The sequence below is a fragment of the Desulfoluna sp. CLI2B genome (assembly GCF_056847375.1).
Genome location: NZ_CP186557.1, coordinates 3,549,735 through 3,568,264, shown reverse-complemented (window position 1 = coordinate 3,568,264; position 18,530 = coordinate 3,549,735). Strand labels below are relative to the sequence as shown.

Annotated in this window: 12 protein-coding genes; 9 read left to right on the top strand and 3 right to left on the bottom strand. The window is 53.4% G+C overall.

Annotation, left to right across the window (positions count from 1 at the left end):
- Window position 1: 1 nt before the first annotated feature.
- From ACOYW2_RS16740 to ACOYW2_RS16730, 3 genes are all read right to left on the bottom strand, one after another.
- Entirely contained in the window at window positions 2-1,735 is a 1,734-nt protein-coding gene (locus ACOYW2_RS16740; protein WP_482767256.1) for an ABC transporter ATP-binding protein, read from the bottom strand.
- A 328-nt stretch (window positions 1,736-2,063) separates the two neighbouring features.
- Window positions 2,064-3,161, bottom strand: a complete 1,098-nt coding sequence (locus tag ACOYW2_RS16735) for an ABC transporter substrate-binding protein (protein ID WP_482767255.1) — start codon at window positions 3,159-3,161, stop codon at window positions 2,064-2,066.
- 233 nt (window positions 3,162-3,394) lie between these two features.
- On the bottom strand, window positions 3,395-4,393 hold the full coding sequence (locus ACOYW2_RS16730) for a helix-turn-helix transcriptional regulator (RefSeq protein ID WP_482767254.1): 999 nt from the start codon (window positions 4,391-4,393) through the stop codon (window positions 3,395-3,397).
- A 518-nt stretch (window positions 4,394-4,911) separates the two neighbouring features.
- Here ACOYW2_RS16730 and ACOYW2_RS16725 point away from each other — a divergent pair.
- The 9 genes from ACOYW2_RS16725 to ACOYW2_RS16685 all read left to right on the top strand — a co-directional run bounded on the left by ACOYW2_RS16725 (window position 4,912) and on the right by ACOYW2_RS16685 (window position 17,734).
- The gene (locus ACOYW2_RS16725; RefSeq protein WP_482767253.1) at window positions 4,912-6,879 is read left to right on the top strand and encodes a TonB-dependent receptor; all 1,968 of its coding nucleotides are present in this window, start codon (window positions 4,912-4,914) and stop codon (window positions 6,877-6,879) included.
- 113 nt (window positions 6,880-6,992) lie between these two features.
- Window positions 6,993-7,940 carry a FecCD family ABC transporter permease gene (locus ACOYW2_RS16720; protein WP_482767252.1) on the top strand — a complete coding sequence of 316 codons (948 nt, stop codon included), beginning with the start codon at window positions 6,993-6,995 and terminating at the stop codon, window positions 7,938-7,940.
- 123 nt (window positions 7,941-8,063) lie between these two features.
- Window positions 8,064-8,843, top strand: a complete 780-nt coding sequence (locus tag ACOYW2_RS16715; protein ID WP_482767251.1) for an ABC transporter ATP-binding protein — start codon at window positions 8,064-8,066, stop codon at window positions 8,841-8,843.
- 370 nt (window positions 8,844-9,213) lie between these two features.
- Window positions 9,214-10,998 carry an ABC transporter ATP-binding protein gene (locus ACOYW2_RS16710; RefSeq protein ID WP_482767250.1) on the top strand — a complete coding sequence of 595 codons (1,785 nt, stop codon included), beginning with the start codon at window positions 9,214-9,216 and terminating at the stop codon, window positions 10,996-10,998.
- Complete coding sequence (locus ACOYW2_RS16705) at window positions 10,992-11,843, top strand: ABC transporter transmembrane domain-containing protein (protein WP_482767249.1); 852 nt, start codon at window positions 10,992-10,994, stop codon at window positions 11,841-11,843. The genes ACOYW2_RS16710 and ACOYW2_RS16705 overlap by 7 nt, the downstream gene beginning before the upstream one ends.
- Window positions 11,833-12,741, top strand: coding sequence for an ABC transporter ATP-binding protein (locus ACOYW2_RS16700; RefSeq protein WP_482767248.1), 909 nt, complete (start codon window positions 11,833-11,835; stop codon window positions 12,739-12,741). Before ACOYW2_RS16705 ends, ACOYW2_RS16700 begins: the two co-directional genes overlap by 11 nt.
- Before the next feature lie 423 nt (window positions 12,742-13,164).
- A complete protein-coding gene (locus ACOYW2_RS16695; RefSeq protein WP_482767247.1) occupies window positions 13,165-14,238 on the top strand; it encodes a methyltransferase family protein in 1,074 nt (357 codons plus the stop codon).
- A 14-nt stretch (window positions 14,239-14,252) separates the two neighbouring features.
- A complete protein-coding gene (locus tag ACOYW2_RS16690; protein ID WP_482419163.1) occupies window positions 14,253-15,272 on the top strand; it encodes a helix-turn-helix domain-containing protein in 1,020 nt (339 codons plus the stop codon).
- Window positions 15,273-15,607: 335 nt separating this feature from the next.
- Window positions 15,608-17,734 (top strand): TonB-dependent receptor, encoded by a 2,127-nt coding sequence (locus tag ACOYW2_RS16685; RefSeq protein ID WP_482419162.1) that lies wholly within the window; start codon window positions 15,608-15,610, stop codon window positions 17,732-17,734.
- Window positions 17,735-18,530 lie beyond the last annotated feature (796 nt).

The window sequence follows — 18,530 nt, the reverse complement described above, 5'->3', positions numbered from 1 at the left end:
GTCAATGGGCCTCCTTGATGGTCCATGTGTCCGCGCTGGACTTTTCGTTCCACAGGTGTCGGTAGAGGGCGTTGTCCCGGTAAAGCTCGGCGTGGGTGCCCTGGCCCGCGAGTGTGCCGTTGTCGAGGAGGAAAATCCGGTCCGCGTTGACAATGGTGCTGAGGTGATGGGTGATCATGATCACGGTCTTGTCGCTTCTCAGCTCATTGACGGCTTTCTGGATCAGGGTTTCGCTCATGGCGTCTACCGAGGAGGTGGCCTCGTCGAGGATGATGATGGGGGCGTCCTTGAGCAGGGCCCTGGCAATGGCTATGCGCTGCCTCTCCCCTCCGGAGATCCGGGCCCCTTTTTCCCCGGTGAGGGTGTCGTAGCCGTCGGGCAGGGCGCAGATGAAATCGTGGATGCGGGCCCTTTTTGCGGCAGCTTCCACCTCGGCATCGGTGGCTTTGCTTTTTCCAATTCGGATGTTTTCCCGGATGGTGGTGTTGAAGAGATAGACGTCCTGCTGCACGATGGAGATCATGGCTGAGATTTGTTTCTCGGTGAAGGTGCCTATGTCATTGCCGTTGATGAGCACGCGCCCTTTGGTGGCCCTGAAGAATCCCATGATGAGGTGGGCCACGGAGCTTTTTCCTGCCCCGGACACCCCGGTGAGGGCCACCAGAGAGCCTCCCGGAATGGTCAGGCTGACGTCCGACAGGGCGTTTCGGTTGTCTTCGTAGGAAAAAGAGACCTGCTCCAGCCGGATATCCCCGGGTTCCCCGTCGGCAGGGAAAAGGCATTCCCTAGGTCGCCCGTTAAGGATCTTCGCGATGTTCATTGATGAATTTCTGAAGACGATGCCGAAGTGTTTGGACAGGGAGAGGCGGGCCAGGGACGCGCAGAATGCCGAGGCGAGAAAAACGGCCAGGACCAGTTCATATAAGGTGATCTCGCCTTTGCGAAGCAGCAGGCAGCCGATGACGGCAAGGACGGCGATGCCTGCCTCGAGGATCACCCCGGAGATGCCCGCTGGCACCACCATGGACAGGCTCATTTTTCGGACGTAGTCGTTGTATGCGTTCATGGTCCGCACCACCTTTTCCGTGCGGTTCTCGGTTTTGCCGAATGCCTTGATGGCCGGAATGGTGGCGATGTACTCCATAAGCTCTTCGGACATGGTCTTCAGGCTGAGGAAATAGGCGGCGAACATCTCTTTCCAGTGGCGCTGCAGAATTCGGTTGGTGATGATGACAAGGGGTACAATGCCCATGAGGCAGAGCCCGAGCCGGTAGTCGATGAAGGTGACGATGGCTGTGGCGCAAAAGGAAATGAGGATGGCTGAGGCAATTTCCGGAAGCCCGTGGGCAAGGTAGAGCTCCACCTGTTCCACATCAAAGTTGAGGGTTTTCGTGAGCTCCCCCATTTTGTGCTTGTGGAAAAAGCCGATGTTCATGCGCTCCAGGTGCCGGACCAGTCGAAGCCGGATGGTTGCCAGGACCCTGAAGGCGGTGGTGTGGGCCAGCACATGGGCTGCACCGTAACACACCGCCTTCACCGTAAGGACGGCGACAATACCCACGAGGAGAAGCACTACAGCCTGCCGCTCCGGGGCGGGACCCGCCAGCTCGCGGACCAATTCCATGACAAAGACAAAGGGGACGATGCCCGCTGCGACGCTGAGCGAAAGCATGAGGCCCGCCAGAATCAGGGTGCGCCTTTCGCCGGACGCGAGAAGGCTTTTTTGGTTATCCATACATACCTCTTATTGGTGTGGGTTGTTCATGGTGCCAAGATAGCGGGGTGCCCTTTTTCGTGCTTTGCATGGGCTCTTAAAAAGTGTGCTTTGGTGCTGTTGAGAGTGTTTTCGATGAATAAAACAGGAAAAAAAGTTTTCGGCGGCAAGGTTGAGCACCTTGAAACCCTATGGCGAATACCATCGCCATGGATGTGGTTTCTCCGCGAATTTCAAAGCATCGGCTCCTGTAGGATGGGCAAAGGTAGTGCCGTGCCCATCGGGCGCGGGAGTAACCGGTTTCGCCGGGGGCACGGTGTCGCTTCTCCTGATCGTTAATTCGGACATTTTATGGGTAGGTAAACACACCGGTCTCATCCAGGTTGATGTCGGTTTTTAAAAACCGATGCAGGTATTCCTGGAAGACGGCCTGGGGGTTTTGATCTTCAAAGAGCTTCGGGTGGAGCCATTTGGCCAGATAGGCATTGGCCACGGTGATGCGGGCCGTGCCGAAAAATTCCCCGGAGATCATGTGGACCCGGCCGGTTTGTGCCGCACGGGTGACGGCCACATAGGGAAGGTTCATGAAGTTTTGCCGCTGGGTCGCGACGATGCCTGGGGCAGAAATATGGGCTCCGTAGCCGTTTCTTACGGGTTCGCCGCAGATAATCACATCGATCTCCTGGGCCGCGAGCCACTCCGGGTTCACGGACTGGACCCATCCGCCTGTGGCCCGGATGTCTGCGGCCACATTGATTCCTCCGATAATGCGGTTTCTCTCCTTGATGCCTTCAAAGTCGTTGGTGAAGGTCATGATGTCGTCGTATTGCCCCCACCCGGTCTTGAAAAGGTATCGCTGCTTCCGGGTATCGTCCAGCGCCCCTGTCCTGTCGGTAATCCGTTGGACGAGGCTCCGGTGCCACCGGGTGAACGCCCGGGTCTCTTTTTCTTTTCCAAGCACTTTTCCCAGGAGTTCCATGTTCTCTTCAAGGGTGGAGATGCGGTTGAGTTCCACCACAAACACCGGGATACCGGGGGAGAGTTTTGCCTCCATCTCTTCAAAGCCCCCCATGGAGATATCCGCGCACAGGAAGAGGTCCGGCGCGGTGTCAAGGACCAGTTCATGGTTGAGGCTGTAAGGCCCTCCCGATTGCAGCGTGATCACCGGGACGTCCTGCAGGTTGTTGAATACCAGGGCATCTGTGGTGTGGTGATCCCGGGCCACCACCCGGTCCCAGCATCCCAGGATTTTCAGGGCCTCGGAGATACTCACGTGGTTTAAGGCGATGCGTTTTATCGTTGAGGGAACCTCCACGTGCCTGCCTCGGTTGTCGGTGATGGTGCGGGCTTCCTTTGGGACGGCCGAGGTGGTGGGGAGGGCCAGGCAGTCCCCGGGAAGGGATGCCGCGATGAGCAGGGACAGCGACAGAAGAAAATGTTTCATCATGACCTCAATGTGGGGTGGAGGAAATTATCCTTTGGGCGGCATCTGCCCTGACTGAGAGATGTCACCCCCGGCTTTGGGGTCTATGCGTATCATTTTTCGGGGGGAGGGCACGTTGCATGGCGACAGAAAAAAGGTGCAGCCCTGCGTTGGCAGTGTTGGAAGCGCGTTGTGTGGGGAAGGGAACGACCGGACAAGGTGGGCAACCCGCTGGAAAGCAGGTTGCCGTCGGAAATTCAAAGCTCAGCTGAGACCCGCCGATGGTAGGCCTTGGGGCTGATGCCGTAGAACTGCTTGAACGCACGGGAAAAGGTCCCTGGCTGGGAGTAGCCCACGGTGTAGGCCACCTCCGTGACGTTCATCTCCCTGCTCTCCAGCAGTTTTTTGGCCTCTTCCATTTTTTGTTGTCTGAAACATCCGAATACGCTGGTTCCAAAGACTTTGTGGAATCCCTGGTTGAGTTTGTCCTTGTTCATGCCCACCCGCCTTGCGAGTTCATTGAGTTGGGGCGGGTTTTCAAAATCTTGTCCCAAGATGGCTTTGGCTTCATGGATTTTTGCGATGTCGCTTGTGGTGAAAGCCGGGGCGGTGAAGTGGAAATCATTTTGGGTGTGTTGCAGGGCTGCAAAGTACAGGACAATGAGCTCAATGGCTTTGCTTTCTAAGTAGACCCTGCGGAAGGCTTCTGTATACGGGCAGCCGAGGATTTGGATGATGGCCATTTTCATGTCCGAAGTCATGGGGATGTTGCTGATGATGCTTGTGTCATCCGTCAGGCTTCGGGGGGCGGTGATCTGGGGAGGGAGGACCTTTGAAAGGCCCTTGATTTCGGTGCACAGCACTTCCGGTGAAAAGCGGATGGTAATGAGCTTTAAGGGGTCATCGGATGAAATAACGGTGGCGCACTCAAGCTTTGGCGCCAGGAAAAAACTGGCGTTTCCCGCATCAATGGTCAGTTGTTTGTCAAGCCTGTCCACATGGCCTTGGAGGGAGCCCGAGATGCAGAAGAAGATTTCAATGGGCGACGGCTGAACTTCCATGGAGGCGGCCACGGGTTTACGGAACTCGAAGTTTTCGATGAGAAGGTTGAGGCCCGGTCGGATAGGCATTTCGTTGACTGTACCACGGCCTGTTTTGGACTCCCAGGCTTTCTGGTTCTCGTGGTAGGAATCACAATTCTGTATCAATTTTTCTGTGAGGAAATCGTCAAAATCGTTGATGGAAATGGTGTGCATCCTGCCACGTCTCCTGGTCTTTTTTACCGGCAGCCCTGTCGGGGATAAATATTGAAAGGTCAGCTGCATTTGGTTTTGACTTGTCACCCGATTACGCTCGATTGGCGTTTCCTTTACATAAAGGTGGTCAGTCCGGGAATAAGAGAATGATTTTTGCTGATCTTAGTGCTTCCTTGATATGTTAGGTTAGGCTAAATCAAAAATCAATGGTTTTTATTTCATGGCAGGAAGGAGAAAAACGAGGTTAGATGCAAATCTCGGTAGGGCTAAATTTATTAGTGAATATGCAAAAAGCAATGACTCTCACCTGGTGTATGGTCGGTAAACTCCCAAGCGTGCAAGGGTGTGTTGTGTCATCGTCTCCATGGGCCTTAAGCGCGTTAACAACACAGCAGCCGCTTTTTATGAACCGTCGCCGACCATCCATGGAATAACGAAATTCCCGTGTCGGGCGGCTCCTGACAGAAAAGAGGAATTGTTATGCGTATTCGTTTATCTGTTTTTTTGTTTTTTTACTTTTGTTTATCGGCACGGCCGGAGCGGAAGAACCGCTCTCTCTGGAAAACCTGACCGTCACGGCGGAAAAACAGGAAGAGGATCTCCAGAAGGTCCCGGTGAGCGTCACGGCTTTAACCGGTATGGAGATTGAAGACAGGCGTATTCACTCCATATCGGATGTGGCGGATTTTACACCCAACTTTATAAACTTCGACACCGGAATCGTGGGTCTTTCGACCCCTTCTATCCGAGGGATACATCAGGAGTCCAGTGGAACGTCTCCTGTGGGGCTCTTTGTGGACGGTGTTCCCATTCTTACGGCCACGGGGTTCAATGACCAGCTTTTGGATATCGAACGGGTTGAGGTGCTCCGCGGGCCCCAGGGGACACTCTACGGGGGAGGCACCGAAGCCGGTGCCATCAACGTCATTACCCGCCAGCCGGACAATGAGGTTAGGGGAAAGGCAAGCCTCGAGGCGGGGGAGGACGACAAGCTGAGGCTCACGGCGAGCCTGAGCAGCCCGATAAAAAAAGACGTGCTCGCTTTCAGCCTGTCCGCCCTTCACTACGAAAAGGACGGCTACATCAAAAACACCAACACCGGGAAGATGGGCAACAACCGGGACTACGATTACGGCAAGGCCATTCTTCGGTGGACGCCGAGTTCTACTCTGGATATTTCGCTGATTGCCAGCGGGCTCAAGCATGACGACGGAGCACAGGGACTGGCACTGGGACCGGAAAGTATCAACATGTTAGGGCTGACCCCTAAGGAACGTGAGGTTGATTCCGACCTCCAGGGATGGAACAAGAGCGAGTCCAACATGCAGGCCCTGAAGGTGGCCTGGGATATGGGTGAACATTGCAAGATTGAGTCCGTCACAACCCGGAGGCGGTATCGCAGCCACTACCAGAACGACTGGGACTTTACCCCCTATGCCGTCATGCATAAGGAGATGGACAATACCCTGCGGAATGTATCCGAAGAGCTGAAGTTTTCCTGGAAAGGCGAGGGGGCCAGCGTGGTGACCGGGGTGTACGCCGACATGGATGACAACGATTTTACCGATATCAATTTGGTGGACGGTAAGGTGGAGGAAAATCACAACACCTCGGGCAAAGGCCTGGGGCTGTTTGTTCACGGCGAAAAATCACTCACGGACAAACTTTCCGTGGTGACCGGCGTGCGTTACGACTGGGCCGAAGGAGAGTTCGACGACTCAATACGGTCCCGTGAAATCGATGAATCCTGGTCCGAGATCTCCCCGAAGCTCAGCTTCAAGTACGCGGCAACCCCTGAGATGATGGTGTATGCCGGGGCGTCCAAGGGGTATCGAAAAGGCGGGTTCAACGACCATGCAGGCGCTACGGACCCTGAAACCTACGATGAAGAGTCCCTTATTTCCTATGAGATCGGCACGAAGAATCAATGGCTGGGAAACCGGCTCAGGGTGAACGCATCGGTGTATTACATGGATATCAGCGACATGCAGGTGCGTGTTGATTCTGGCGGTCCTGGGGAAAACTATACAGAGAACGCGGCCGAGGCCTACTCCACAGGTGCCGAGGTGGAGGTCACCGGGCGGGTGACCACCGGCCTGACCCTATCCGGCACCTTTGGCTACAACCGCACCGCCTTCAAAGACTACAGCGATGCGGAAGGCGATTACGACGGCAACAAGAACCCCTACGCCCCCGATTACACTTACAGCCTTAATGGATTGTACCGTCACCCCGTCGGTATCTTCACCAACCTGTCTTATGTGGGCACAGGGGAGATGTACCTGGACAAGAAGAACGTCTACAAACGCGATGCCTACGGCGTGGTTAACGCCAAGGTAGGGTACGAAACGGATCACCTGGATATCTATGTCTACGCCGACAACCTGTTTGACGAGGAGTACAACGCCATCGGGTATTTTGGCGGGTTCTACAATGTGTACAGCCCCCCGCGGGAAGTGGGCGTCAAAGTGGCCTGCAGGTTCTGATCGGCTTTCGACAGGGCCGCCGGAAGCGTTTTTCGATTTGAACCGTTAAACCTGAATTTTTTTCTGGGGTTTCATGCCGATGGTGTGTGGAACCCCGATGGAGGAGGTCTCACGTGGATAAAACCATGGCCGCCCGAATGGAGCGTGCCTGTATCAACAATGCGTACCTGGTGCACAGGGGGCGGAAAAAAATGTTTATCGTGGCCGCTGTTCCCGTGTTGTGCCTGATGGTCCTTTTTTCTGTTGCCTCGGGATGTGTGTCCCTCTCCCCCGGCGATGTGTTCCGGAGCCTGTCCGGGGTGTTGGCGGCAGGGGCCGGGGGCGTCTCTTCCCAGGTTGACCTCATCGTCTGGCAACTGAGGCTTCCCCGTATTTTTATGGGGCTGTTGGCGGGGATGGCACTGGGGGGCTCCGGTGCCGTGATGCAGGTGGTGCTGAGGAACCCCCTGGCCGATCCGTACATGCTGGGCATTGCATCGGCTGCAGGGTTCGGCGCTTCCCTGGCCCTTATCTTTGGGGTGGGGGTCCTCGGGGGGCCTTACATGGTTATCGGCAACGCTTTTCTTTTTGCCCTCATGGCTTCCGGTCTCATCATGGTGTTGTCCGGCGGTGGTTCGGCCACCCCGGAATCCATGGTGCTCACCGGCTTGGCCCTTCTCTTCTTTTTCCAGGCACTGACCACCATCGTTCAGTACTTCGGAGATTCCGACGCGGTAAAGGCCTCTGTGTTCTGGAGCGTGGGAAACCTGGGTCGGTCGGATTGGGGGAAGTTGACCGTGCTATTCCCCCTGGTGTGCACCGGGCTGGTGCTGCTCTTCTGGCGAAGCAGGGATCTCAATATCATGAATGCCGGGGACGATGCTGCCATGAGCCTGGGGGTTCCGGTGGCGTTTACCCGGGCTTTCTCCATGGTGGTCTGTTCCCTGCTTGTGGCCGGGGTGGTGAGTTTTACCGGGACCATCGGGTTTGTCGGGCTCGTGGCCCCCCATATGGTGCGTCTTGTCATCGGAAGCGATGTCCGGTTTCTTGTTCCGGCGTCTGCCCTGGTGGCTATCTTCTGACTGGCATCTGATACCTGGTCGGGCCGCCCTGTCGCCGGTGATCCTGCCTGTGGGGGCGGTGACGGCTTTTCTCGGGGTGCCGCTTTTGATCTTTCTGATTCGCAGGGAGCGGGGAGGGGCAACATGAAGATAGAGATAGAAAACCTCACGTTTTCCTATGGACGGCGGAAGGTGCTCAATGGGGTGGATATGGTGGCGCAACCGTCGCAGGTCACCTGTGTGGTGGGGCCCAACGGAAGCGGAAAGAGCACCCTTGTAAAATGCATCGAGGCCCTTGTGACCCCTTCGGGAGGGACGGTACTTTTGGGCGGGCGTGACCCACGGAACATGACGCGAAGCGACATTGCGCGGCGTATCGGGTATGTGCCCCAGCGGTTCCACCTGGCATTTCCCATGTCGGTGTTTGATCTGGTTCTCATGGGGCGAAGGCCCCATGTTTCATGGAAAAGCAGCGCAAAAGATATGGATATTGTCATTGATACCCTGATTCAGATGGGGCTTGAAGAGATTGCCATGAGGCCTTTTCAACGATTGTCCGGAGGACAGCAACAGCGGGTCATGGTGGCCAGAGCCCTTGCCCAGCAACCTGAGTGCATGCTCCTGGACGAACCCACGTCGGCCCTTGATATCGCCCACCAGCTGGACCTGATGGATACGGTGTCTTTTTATGCTCGGGAAAAGGGGCTTTCGGTCTTCATGGTGATGCATGATTTGAACCTTGCCGCCAGGTATGCTGACTCCATTGCGATGATGAAGGGGGGGCGGGTTTACGTCCAGGGCGAACCTGAACGCGTTTTGACACGGAAAAATCTGTCGGCAGTGTATGGGGTGAGGGCGTTGGTCGGTAAAGAAAAAGGAAGGGTTACCGTTGTTCCTGTGGCAAGGGACTTAAATCCGTCTTAGCCGGGATATTTCACGAGCCGAGTGCACCCCTATTCAAGGCATCAAGACATTGGCTCGGCCTGGGCGGTTTTTTCAACAATCCGGGTTAAGCTCTGTTTGGGCCGTCATGACAGCAAGGCCCCCTGTGATCTTTCAGGGGGCCTTTTTTGCATGTTGATAGCAGAGCATTGGCGGTTTGGATGCTCCGTGGCGATGTATTTGTACCCCGAAACGGGGAGATCTTCCCTTTGAGTTGACAAGCAATTACGCTGAGCCTAAATAATTTGGCCATCTACTATTTTGTATTGCCCCGCTAAATTTTGTCTGGGGTTGTGTGTGCAGCTCGGCTGGGGCCCTCAGATTCACTCGTCATTATTTGGGAGAAATGGTTATGAACGCTAAAAACCGGGCGGGATTCGGCAGGCTCTTGGCCATTGCCGGCCAGAAAAAGTGGCACCTGATCGTATCCGTCCTGCTGGCGGGTCTCAGCTCGCTGTGTGCGATGGTTCCATACATCACCATTTATTTAAGCATCATCAAGCTGCTGGACCCCACCTTCGGTCCTCAGGACTATCCGTATGTCACCCGTCTGGCATTGTGGGCGGTGGCCGGGGTGTTGGGGCGTTTTTTTCTTTTGCTCGCTTCCACCATGTTTTCCCACGTGGCGGCGTTCAATATCCTCTACGGATTGCGTGCAGCCCTTGCGCGCCATTTGGGAACGCTTCACATGGGCTATTTCAGCGAGACACGCAGTGGTGAGATCAAAAAAATACTCATGGAAGACGTGGAGGAGATTGAGCAGTTCATCGCCCATCATGTGCCCGACCTGGCCAGCGGGGTTGTACTTCCTGTTGTAACGGTGGCCTGTCTTTTTGCCGTGGACTGGCGAATGGCCCTGGTGGCACTGATCCCCTTGCCCCTGGCCCTGTGCCTTCAGTACTTCGCCTTTGGGAGCGGAGACCGGGATGAGCTGATGAAAAACTACCACGATTCCCTGGAAGCCATGAACGGGAACATGGTCGAGTATGTTCGGGGCATGCCGGTTGTGAAGGTGTTCAACCAGAGTGTGAACTCCTTTTCAAGGCTGAAGGCGTCTGTGTATGCGTACCGGGATTTCGTGAACCTGTGGACGGAAAAGGCTGCGCCACCCTGGGCTGCGTTTACTGTTATCACCACCTCGTCTCTCTTTTTTATCCTGCCGGCCGGCATCTGGTTTTATATGAAGGGGAGCCTCTCTCTTTCCGCACTGCTCCTTTTTTTGATGCTGGGGTCGGGGTACATGTTGCCCCTATTAAAGGTGGCCCTCATGGGTGGCACCATGAGCCGCATCGTGGAGGGGGTCTCGCGGCTGGATGCGATTCTTAAACAACCCGGAATTAAAGACGCTTCAACACCTGTGTTACCGGAACGGCATTCCATTGAGTTTCGGAATGTCTCCTTCGGATACGACGAGCGACTGGTGCTCCGGAATACGTCATTTTTTGTTGAAGAGGGGTCGGTCACAGCGTTGGTGGGTTCCAGCGGGGCCGGGAAAAGTACCATCGCCCAGCTCCTCTTGCGCATGTGGGACGTGCAGGGTGGAGAGATTCTAGTGGGAGGTGTCGATATACGTGAGATTCCCCATGAGCGCCTGATGAATCTTTTTGGGTTCGTGTTCCAGGATGCGTTCATGTTCAGCGATACGGTCTATGAAAATATCCGCATGGGCATGGAAGGCGTGACGGAAGGTGAGGTGTTAAAGGCTGCGGAAGCGGCCCAGTGCATGGACTTTATCAATGCGCTTCCCAAAGGCCTGTACACCCGCATCGGGGAGGGCGGAGAGGTTCACCTCAGCGGTGGGGAGAGACAGCGGCTTTCACTGGCCCGTATTTTCTTGAAAAACGCCCCCATCGTCATTCTGGACGAGGCCACAGCCTATGCTGATGCGGAAAATGAATCGAAGATCCAGGCTGCATTTTCCGAGGTCATGACAGGTCGGACCGTGATTGTCATTGCGCACCGCCTTTCCACCATCACAGATGCGGATACCATCTTGGTCATCGATGACGGCGGTGTGGCCGAGAGAGGTCCCCACGAAACCCTGGTGGAACAAGGGGGGCTGTACCGTGGCATGTGGGATGCCCACACAGCGGCTAAATACTGGAGTTTTTCTATTAATGGAGGTGAGTCATGTTGAAGTCCCTTAAGGTCATTGCGGGGAACATGCGTCCTATTTATGCGGCCACGTGGATAAATACCCTTCACATGATGCTGAACGGTGCGCCATACGGTTTTCTTTTTGTCGTGCTCATGGAGCTGTTGAAACCTCGGGCCGAGATTAACTTTGTTCGTATCGCCTGGTTGTTCGGAATAATGGCGGTGATTCTCGTTTTCAATATACGTCTTGCCATGAAGGCCCACACCAAATCATATAAGACGAGCTATACCCTTGCTGCCGAGGCACGCCTGAGGCTTGGCGATCACTTGAGAAAGCTCTCCATGGGTTTTTTCAAAAAAAGGGACCCCGGCGACATCACTGCCCTTCTCCTTCAGGACATGGCGAAGGTAGAGCAGGTCTTCAGCCACCTTTTTGTCGATGCCCTGGCTTGTCTCATCATTCCGGGGATCATGGCGCTGGTTTTTTTTGTTGCCGATGCCAGGATGGCATCCTTTATGGTGGCGGCGGTGATCCTGGCGGTCCCGGCCTTGATAGCGGGACAGAAAATCATCGCCTGGTTTGGGCGGGAACATATCCTTACCCGCAACCGTGTCAGCTCTCGCCTGTTGGAGTACCTCCAAGGCATCAAGGTCTTAAAGGCCTTCAACCTTACCGGCTCAAGATTCCATCGCCTTGACGACGTGCTTGCGAAATTCAAATCCGACAGCATCAGGTTGGAGGCCGCGGCAGCAGGCCCGGTTATGGTTTTTCTGACCGTCCTGGAACTTGGATTTGTCGGTCTTTTGCTTTTTGGGGATGCATCTTTACGTGCATGGGAGCATCACCATCCCCATTTTGATGATATTTCTCGTCATGGGGTATAAATTTTTTGAGCCCTTGAGTAACTTCGGGCTGTTTGTCTCGGAGATGCGCTACATGAGTCTTGCCGCATCTCGGGTTACCGACGTTTTGGACACTCCCCCCCTTCCCGAACCGGTCTCAGGGAAGGTTCCGGACAACCATGACATCGCTTTTTCCAACGTGAGCTTCGGTTACGATGGCACCGAGGTGCTTTCGGGCATCCATGCCACCTTTCCAGAACAGAGCATCACGGCCCTGGTAGGACCTTCCGGGGGCGGAAAAACCACGATGACGAGCCTTGTCTCCCGTTTCTGGGATGTTGACTCCGGCTGCGTCTCCATCGGCGGCGTGGATGTCAGGGAGATGAAAACCGACGACCTCCACAACATGATCAGCATGGTTTTTCAGGATGTCTACCTCTTTCAGGATACGATTTTCAACAATATTCGTGTGGGCAAAAAGGACGCTACCCGGGAAGAGGTTATGGCCGCTGCCAAGGTGGCCCGGTGCCATGAATTCATTGAGCGGCTTGAGGATGGATACGACTCCATGGTGGGAGGGGACACTGTCTCTCCGGGGGGAAAGACGAAGATATCCATCGCTCGGGCGATCTTAAAGGATGCACCCATTGTTCTTCTGGATGAAGCCACCGCGTCCCTTGACCCGGAAAATGAGATGCACCTGCAACAGGCCATTGGCGATCTTGTCAAGTCAAAGACCCTTGTTGTGATCGCTCATCGCCTGAGCACCATTGTGCATGCCGATCAGATTCTTGTCCTCGACAAAGGACGGATCATCGAGCAGGGGACCCATGACGACCTTCTGGATGGGGACGGCCTGTATGCGACGCTCTGGAATGAGCAGCAGCAGACCAAAGGGTGGAAGTTTGGGGCCAAGAGGCGGCTTGGGCTGGCAGGCTGACGGTGGCGTTTCGGGTAGCCCACGAGGCGAGTTCGATCCTGCTCAAGCCATGGGCGCTCCCGGTTGCCTGGCCTTCTTCCAAGCGTCAGGTAAGGTGACTGCTTTCGCCTCGCCGGGTCGAAACATTTACCCGCAAACGGTGGGTTGCCGTTTGGTTTTCATGAGCTAACCGGGCCAAGCGCTCTGCCACGGGGGGGGAGATAGGATGGAGCATGCCTTCCGTTTTTCGAGGTATTCCGGGAGCTGTTAGACTTCAGCCTGTCCGCCCTCCCGGTTTATTTGTTCACCTTGTTGAAACGGTTGTATCTGTTTCAGGTTGAAGCGTTTTGAGTCAAAGAGGGAGATGGCGGAAGTAGGGCTGCCTCTAAAAGTTAGTATCCCCAAAAATAACTTGACATGCCATTCGGTGTTTGAATAGCATGCGTGGAAGTGAAAGATTATATCTTCTCGTTTCTTGTAAAGGAATGTTCCATGATTGCCCCAAAGCTTAATGTAGATTTTAGAGAAACTGGCAACATGCTGTTTACTTCTTACATTCCTCAGATTATTCGGCTGGCTGTGGATCTTGGGGTGTTTGATGCTCTTGCCGATGGGCCCATGGACGCGGAGGGACTTTTCGTTGCATTGGGAACCGATGAAGAGATGACCATGGCCCTTCTGGGTGTTCTCAATGAAAGTGGCTATTTAATCAAGGAAAAGTCGGGATACGCCTTGACCCCGGTTTCGCAAACTTTTTTTGTCTCCTCTTCTTCGGCCTTCCAGGGGCGGGTGCTGACGTCCATGGGACATGTTTCCAATCTTTTGGGAAAAGCTGAAAAGATCATGACCCAGGGAGCCCCTCCCCGGGATGAGAAGAGCTGGGCCAATGCTGAGATGGTGGAGACCATGCTCCAGAGTGGAAGGGGGGGAAGCATCCAAAGCGCAGTGACGTTTATTGCCTCTTTACCCGAATTTTCCTCTATGCGGAGGATGTGCGATATTGCGGGGAGTTACGGTTATTATTCCATGGGAATCCTGGACCGCAACCCGCTTCTTTCAGCCGTTGTGTGTGACCTGCCGGAGGTGGCGGCGTTGGCTGCCCCATATATTGCCACCGAGGGGTACGGGGATCGGATTGAGGCGAGGGGGGTCGATCTTGAGGCCGGTGGTGATTTCGGGACGGGATATGACCTGGTGTTTGTCTCCAACTATCTCTATTCGTGGAGCCTGGATAACCGCCTCGTCGATTTTCTGAAACGGGTTCGTGCTGCGTTGAACCCGGGCGGTGTGATTGTTTCCCGTCACATGTCCTTGGAAGTCAAAGGAGAAGCTCTTAAGGGCCAGCTGGTTATGGAGTACATGTCGCGTTTGGGGGGGTACCCCACCCATGTGATCTCAGAGAAATGCCTCACCGAGGCACTCTCCAAGGCAGGCTTTTTTGATTTTGCCATCACTGGGCCGGAGTCCGAGTCGTATGACAACACGTTGACGATCGCTGCACGTGTGGCAGTATCTTAAAAAAGAGAATCGCGATGAGTCGGGACATTCAGCAGGAGACCACAGACAACGTTCAAACTTTTTTTTCCAGTGACTATCGAAAGACCTCCGAGACCGAGCCCTATGGAGAAGGCGTCAGCTCCCTATCGGGTCTGCCGGAAGATACCTCTTTCTATAAAGTGATCCCCATTCGCCAGGGACTTACCGTCACGGTGGGCCGGTTTTGCGGGAGCTGGCGCATGGTGATGGACTTTGAAATTGCCGGTGCTCCCATTGAGTTTGATTACTGGCTTAGCGGTTCAGGGCAATGCGATATCGTGGGGTTGGGGCCTTCCCCATCGGTGTTCTGGAATGAGGGCAAAACCATGTCCGCGCGCTACGCCCCTGACATTTCGGGGCGGTGTACTTCTGTCTGTACGTCCGAGATGTGCATTGTGGGGCTTCAGGTCGATCCCATTCTTTTTCATGCACTGGTGGGGGATGCCGTTGCGGACTTTCCGGATCGCTTCAGGCTCACCTCAGAAGGAGAGATCAAAGACAAGTTTGTCTTGAAAGAGACTCTCTCTCCGTCCATTCAGTTGGCTTGCCACCAGCTTCTCACCTGCCCCTTTACCGGGGGGTGCCGGGATCTTTTTTTCGAAAGCAAGGCCCTGGAGCTTCTTTCACTTCAGACAAGCGCCCTTTCATCCTCCCCTTGCGGCTCAGAAAAGGGGCTTACCCGGCGGGATATCGATCGAATTCATGAAGCACGTGACTGTCTGGTCGCCGACTTGAAAGAGCCTCCCACCATCGCACTTTTGGCAAGGCAAACGGGCATCAACGAAACAAAGCTCAAAGCAAATTTTCGTACCGTTTACGGTACGACGATTTTTGACTACCTGAGGCGTTACAAGATGGAAGTGGCCCGGACGTGGCTGGAAGCGGGGGCGAAAAACGTCAGTGAAGCCGCCTACGATGTAGGTTACGCCAACGTCAGTCATTTTATCAGGGCCTATCGCACCATTTTCGGTGTCAACCCGGGGGTCTTTGTCAGACGGAATCGAGCGGTGCTGTAAGCTTGGTACTACCAAGCCCGTCCATGGCCTGATTTTAAGTCATGCTCGTTTTTTTTTGCAGGCTTTTGGATATTCGGCTTTTCCTTTTTCTGCTTGGCGATTATTCAGATTTTCTCTCGGATGTTCGTTTTTTCCACGTATCATCCACCATTTGAATTAGGCCGAAGACCCTCTTCCACGTTAGCACATCTCGGATGTTTCACGTCTTGGAAATCACGTTAAAAATCAAAAGGAGCTTCGTTGTGTCATCTATCGGGGCAAGGGCTCTGTAAATGGAGTGATAACGATTTATCATTGTAACAGAATTGTAGTATTTGGATGGGGACGTATGAGACATGATGAAATGTAGATGGGTTTTTTGTGCGGTTTTGTTCGCAGCTGTTCCACTCTTTGTTCTACCGGGTCTGTGTTACGCCGAAAAGGATGATGCGCATGGGCTTGAATCAATGACAGTCACGGCAGACAAGCGGGAGGAAAACATTCAAGACGTTCCGTCGGCAATTTCCGCCTTTTCGAAAATAGATCTGGACGATTCCGACATCGAGGACGTGGGGGATCTTGTAGGGTTTGTACCGAATATGTATTTCGGGTCTTCCATGCAGGGCTATAACGAGATCAATTTCAGGGGGATAAGCATCAGCCAGTTTACGGGGAAGAATCCCGTGGTCATTTTTATTGACGGTATTGCTCAGGATCATTACTCCAATTATGCGGTCGACATGACAAATGTGGAGAGAGTCGAGGTGCTTCGAGGCTCTCAGGGGACGTTGTACGGAAAAAACGCCATTGGCGGCGTCATAAACGTCATTTCCAAAAAGCCGGGCAATGAGTTTGAAGGCGAGGTGACGGCACAAGCCGCTGAATACGACTCGTATGGTATCAAGGGGTTCATGAATACTCCTCTCATCAAAGATAAGCTTTCGCTCTCACTTTCGGGAAGATACTATACCACGGACGGCTTCATGGAAAATGATCATCCCGATGGCGGCACGTTTGATGACGAGGAAGTCTTGAATTTGAGATCTCGTTTCAGGTGGCTTTTGACGGACCGGTTGGAGGCTAATCTTCATGCCGGAATGTCCCAAAGATGGGATGGCAGTGGTGTACAAAATGCCGCGAATGCGGGGGTGACTGAATACCATGCGTATAAAAATCCCCACGATAAATCGGAACCAAGTACCTCAAATGCCGCGTTGAATATTACCTATGAAGGAGATTCGTTCGATTTTACATCCATTGGGACCTATAGCTACGATAAAATGGATGCATGGATGGACCAGTGCTATGTCAGCAAGACGAAACCCGTCAGTCTGTGCAATTCTGATAATCGCATCTTTTCACAGGAGTTTCGCCTTCAATCACCGAGCAAGAATGAGGGTATTAAATGGCTTGGTGGTGTTTACTATTCGAGTGATATCCTCGACTATGAAAATAACGCGATGCTTTTTGATACCAAGGCCTGGTACGGCTATGACGTAAAATACAACTGGGCAGATGAAACACAAGAAGATACCGTGGCGGCCTTTACCCAGATGACATTTCCTCTTCCGGGCAGTCTCGCATTAACTGCGGGCCTGAGGTATGAAAGGGTCAACAAGTCCATGGATTATCGCTACGAGGTGACCCGAAACGATACAGGTGAGATTTTAGCGGCTGATCCCTTCAGCACGCCCGGGGCGCCAAAGCCAGCCCTTGTAACCTACACCATACAGGACAACTGGGATTCTCTTCTTCCAAAGGGGGTTCTCTCCTGGAAACCAACGGAGGATGCCATGGTCTATGCAAGTGTTACCAAGGGCTATCTTGCCGGTGGGTTCAACCTCTGTGAAAACATCAAAGAGCAGGCCAAATTCGAAGAGCAGTCTTCAATCGATTATGAACTTGGGGTGAAGACCTCATGGTTTCGCAACAAATTGGTTTGCAATGCCAATATTTTCTATATGGATATCAGCGATATGCATGTCTACTATGCGCCTGATCCCCTTACCTATATTACCTCCAATGCCGGTGAAGCTCACTCCCAGGGCGTTGAGCTCGAGCTCAATGCAAGGCCCGTCAAAGGTCTTGACATCATGGCTTCATTTGGCTTGGTCGATGCAGAATACGATCAATACACAAACACTGCCGGAATTGACTGCTCGGGTAAAAAGCTCGTTCGTACCCCAGACTACACCTTGAACCTGGCTGTTCAGTACAGGCATGCCACAGGGTTCTATACGAGAGTAGGCATGCAGGGCTATGGCGAGAATTATTTTGATGATGTCAACACCGTGAGTCAGGGCGCCTATGAAATATACAATGCTAAAATAGGGTACGAAGGCTCAATTGCAGATATCTATCTATACGGAACGAACTTATTTGATGAGGAGTATTTCAGTTTTGGCCGAACCAATTCAATCGGGCTCATGGCCAACGTCGGGCAACCGCAAACTTTTGGGGTCATGGCGACCGTCCGATTCTGAGGCGTAAAGCAGGCCGAAACACCCGCAAATGCCGCAGCGACTTACCTCTTATTTCACGTGGTAAATCATTGCGGCATTTTTTTTGTTTTGGTGGTTGGCGTTTGAGGTACAGATTCTATTCAATGGCATCACGATTTTACACAGGCGATAACATAAGGGTGGACACTGTGGTACAGATAGTTTCTCGGAGATTCAATACGTTTTCGCATGTACGATTCCTGTGATGTTCTTCGAGAATCCGGGGCGTTTCAATGCTGGTGGCATGGCTTACGGCGTGTGGTAACTTGTTTGATTTTTGTCGAAAAATATTGGGGTTCTAAAATAAGTTTGGAAACCCAAAAAAAGTATTGACACCCATTGCGAAAGGGACTATTCCTAACTGGGGTCAAAAAAGTAATAACCTACATAGCGAAGTAAGTCTGCCATAGAGCGACAACACACTTCTTTCTATTATTGTCTATGGATATCTTTATTTTCTTCACCATGTGAGGGCCGTCAACGTCCTTTCTGTCCAGGGGTGAACGAATGCCGTGCGTGCATTTATTTGAGATATCCTCCTTCCTTAAAAGAACGACAATCCTGAAAAATAATCTGACTCAACGTTGCCATCCGTATGGCGGTGTACGGCAGTTTCCCTGAGGTTTTCAGCCTCCGCTCATAAGGTGCGGGCCACCGAAAAGGGGGAGGTCGCGTTGGGCTCCTGATTGATTCCAGAGCCGTTTGTCTCCCTTGAACAGTGGGAGAAGGGATAAATTATCGTATCACCTGCCATGCTTTTCCTGTTCAAGAGAAAAAG

Bases quoted from the DNA above. Each gene is read 5' to 3' on its own strand.
- ACOYW2_RS16705 (WP_482767249.1), top strand. From the start codon at position 10,992: ATGTTGAAGTCCCTTAAGGTCATTGCGGGGAACATGCGTCCTATTTAT.
- ACOYW2_RS16735 (WP_482767255.1), bottom strand. From the start codon at position 3,161: ATGATGAAACATTTTCTTCTGTCGCTGTCCCTGCTCATCGCGGCATCC.
- ACOYW2_RS16700 (WP_482767248.1), top strand. From the start codon at position 11,833: ATGGGGTATAAATTTTTTGAGCCCTTGAGTAACTTCGGGCTGTTTGTC.
- ACOYW2_RS16740 (WP_482767256.1), bottom strand. From the start codon at position 1,735: ATGGATAACCAAAAAAGCCTTCTCGCGTCCGGCGAAAGGCGCACCCTG.
- ACOYW2_RS16685 (WP_482419162.1), top strand. From the start codon at position 15,608: ATGATGAAATGTAGATGGGTTTTTTGTGCGGTTTTGTTCGCAGCTGTT.
- ACOYW2_RS16730 (WP_482767254.1), bottom strand. From the start codon at position 4,393: ATGCACACCATTTCCATCAACGATTTTGACGATTTCCTCACAGAAAAA.
- ACOYW2_RS16710 (WP_482767250.1), top strand. From the start codon at position 9,214: ATGAACGCTAAAAACCGGGCGGGATTCGGCAGGCTCTTGGCCATTGCC.
- ACOYW2_RS16690 (WP_482419163.1), top strand. From the start codon at position 14,253: ATGAGTCGGGACATTCAGCAGGAGACCACAGACAACGTTCAAACTTTT.
- ACOYW2_RS16715 (WP_482767251.1), top strand. From the start codon at position 8,064: ATGAAGATAGAGATAGAAAACCTCACGTTTTCCTATGGACGGCGGAAG.